The organism is Noviherbaspirillum humi, from assembly GCF_900188095.1.
Classification (GTDB): domain Bacteria; phylum Pseudomonadota; class Gammaproteobacteria; order Burkholderiales; family Burkholderiaceae_D; genus Noviherbaspirillum; species Noviherbaspirillum humi.
Window position 1 is genome coordinate 1 of sequence record NZ_FZOT01000042.1, and the last position, 2,108, is coordinate 2,108.

At 58.5% G+C, this 2,108-nt stretch carries 2 protein-coding genes; one reads left to right on the forward strand and one right to left on the reverse strand.

Features of this window, described 5'->3' with window-relative positions:
* Nucleotides 1–385 precede the first annotated feature (385 nt).
* Nucleotides 386–1,351, forward strand: coding sequence for a glycoside hydrolase family 16 protein (locus CHB88_RS23990; RefSeq protein ID WP_089401883.1), 966 nt, complete (start codon nucleotides 386–388; stop codon nucleotides 1,349–1,351).
* 121 nt (nucleotides 1,352–1,472) lie between these two features.
* Here the strand turns inward: CHB88_RS23990 and CHB88_RS25360 are convergent.
* Nucleotides 1,473–2,108: hypothetical protein (locus tag CHB88_RS25360; protein ID WP_217900228.1), on the reverse strand; the 636-nt coding region annotated here is incomplete at its 5' end.

Sequence of the window (2,108 nt, forward strand, 5' to 3'; positions counted from 1 at the left end):
GGGCACGCCGGACAACTCGACCCCGCAGGGCAAGGCCAATTCCTATGAAGTGAATTACGTCCGCGCCTGGCAGTTCAAGTAAGCAGGGAAGGGCATGCGGCCCGCAGGCCGCTCAATGGAAGCCTCCGTTCACTATTGCTGCATTCACAAGACCGGCCTTGGCCGGTCTTTTTGTTTTCCGGTCGTGGTCCATGCCTCCAGGACTTCGGACTCGGCAATTTTATTGAGAAAAGAGAACTTTTCATTGCCGTTGAGTACAGAAGGACCATACTTTGGAGAAATATTTCTCCAAATCTTTCAGATTTTTCGGAACCATTTCTGGCGAGAAAGCCTCATAGGGATACTTGCCTTTGAGAACGATGGCATCAATCTGAAGGAGAAAAATATGTTTACCAAATCGCTTAAAGAACTTTCCCTGTCCGCGCTTTGCTGCGCTTGTGCTTCCGTGCTCCTGACCGCTTGTGGCGGCGGTGGGTCCACTGGATCGGTTGACGCTGCTGCGACTCAGCCGACAACCGCAGCAAGCAGCTCGGGTTCCACTTCCAATGCCGCCGCCAGCACCGCGACCGGCACCAGCACCACCGTCAACACGGCCGACGCTGCGGCTAGCGGCACGACCACGACCACGACCCAGGCCGGCACCGTCGTCGCCGTTCCGTTCGGTCAGGATGCTTCCCAGTACAAGCTGACCTTCACCGAAGAATTCAACAACTTCGACACCAGCCTGTGGAATGACCGCATCTGGTACGAGGCGGGCAACGCCACCAAGAACTACGCCGTGGAAGACGGCGTGCTGAAGATCTGGCCGCAGCGTGACGCATCCGGCAACTTCTTCAACCGCACCATCGACACCGACGGCAAGTACTATCAGACCTACGGCTACTTCGAGATGGAAGCCAAGCTCCCCAAGGGCAAAGGCACCTGGCCGGCATTCTGGCTGTTCAACCACATCGGCGACCGCCGTCCCGAGATGGACATCATGGAAGCCTATGCCGGCGGCAGCGGCTGGGGCTACACCGATGGTTCGGGCGTGTCGATTCCGACCACTTATGCAGCGACCGTCTGGAAGGGCGACTACGAGGGCCAGCAGGTCGGCTTCAAGATGATCACCGAAGGCACCGACCTGTCGGCCGGATTCCACAAGTACGCGGTGAAGTGGGAGCCGAACAAGCAGACCTATTATTTCGATGGCAAGGAAGTACTCACGGTGAACACCGCGATGACCGATCCGATGTACCTGATGCTGGACCTGTGGTTTGGCAGCGCTTCGGGCACGCCCGACAACTCGACCCCGCAGGGCAAGACCAATTCCTATGAAGTGAATTACGTCCGCGCCTGGCAGTTCAAGTAAGCGAGTTTCCCCCTGCGCTTGTCCGGTTTTCAATGCCGGACGAACAGACGAAAGCCGGCCTATGCCGGCTTTTTTCATTTTCAGAAAGGCGTGGCCGTTTCCCCAGGGCACCGAGGAACCGTTATCTGATAGAAAATTTCGTTGACGCCTTGATTGGTGAAAGTGACAGCGAAATAGCCAGCCTTAATCGCGGTGAAAGAAAATTTCTCTGAATCCTCAATTTTTTTGGAACCATTTCCCCAGAGCAAAGCTCTGAGAAGGACTTGCTTTTGAGAATCATCAAGTCTTTACCAAGGGAAATCTCCATGTCCAAGTCACCGTTCCATCGCTTTGCCTTGTCCACCCTCGCCAGCGCTTGCGCTACCGTATTGATCACCGCTTGCGGCGGCGGAAGCGGCGGCGACACCTCTGCCGCGACAAGCGGCGCCAATTCCAGCACCAGCCTGAATTCTTCCCTGGCGTCCAACGCATCCCAGGACACCGCGACCACCACCGCAACGCCGGCAGCTTCCAGCGAGGCGACTGCGACAACCGAGACCCCTGCCGTAACGGCATCGCCTTCGCCTGCTCCGTCGTCGGCGACGACTGCTGCTCCGGCACCCGCGCCGGCATCCACTCCGGCACCTGCACCAGCTCCGGCGCCGGCACCGGCTCCCGCACCTGCACCGGCGCCTGCGCCAGCTCCCGCACCGGCCGCCAGCCCCACGCCGTTCGGCCAGGATGCCAGCCTGTACAAGCTGACCTTCACCGAAGAGTT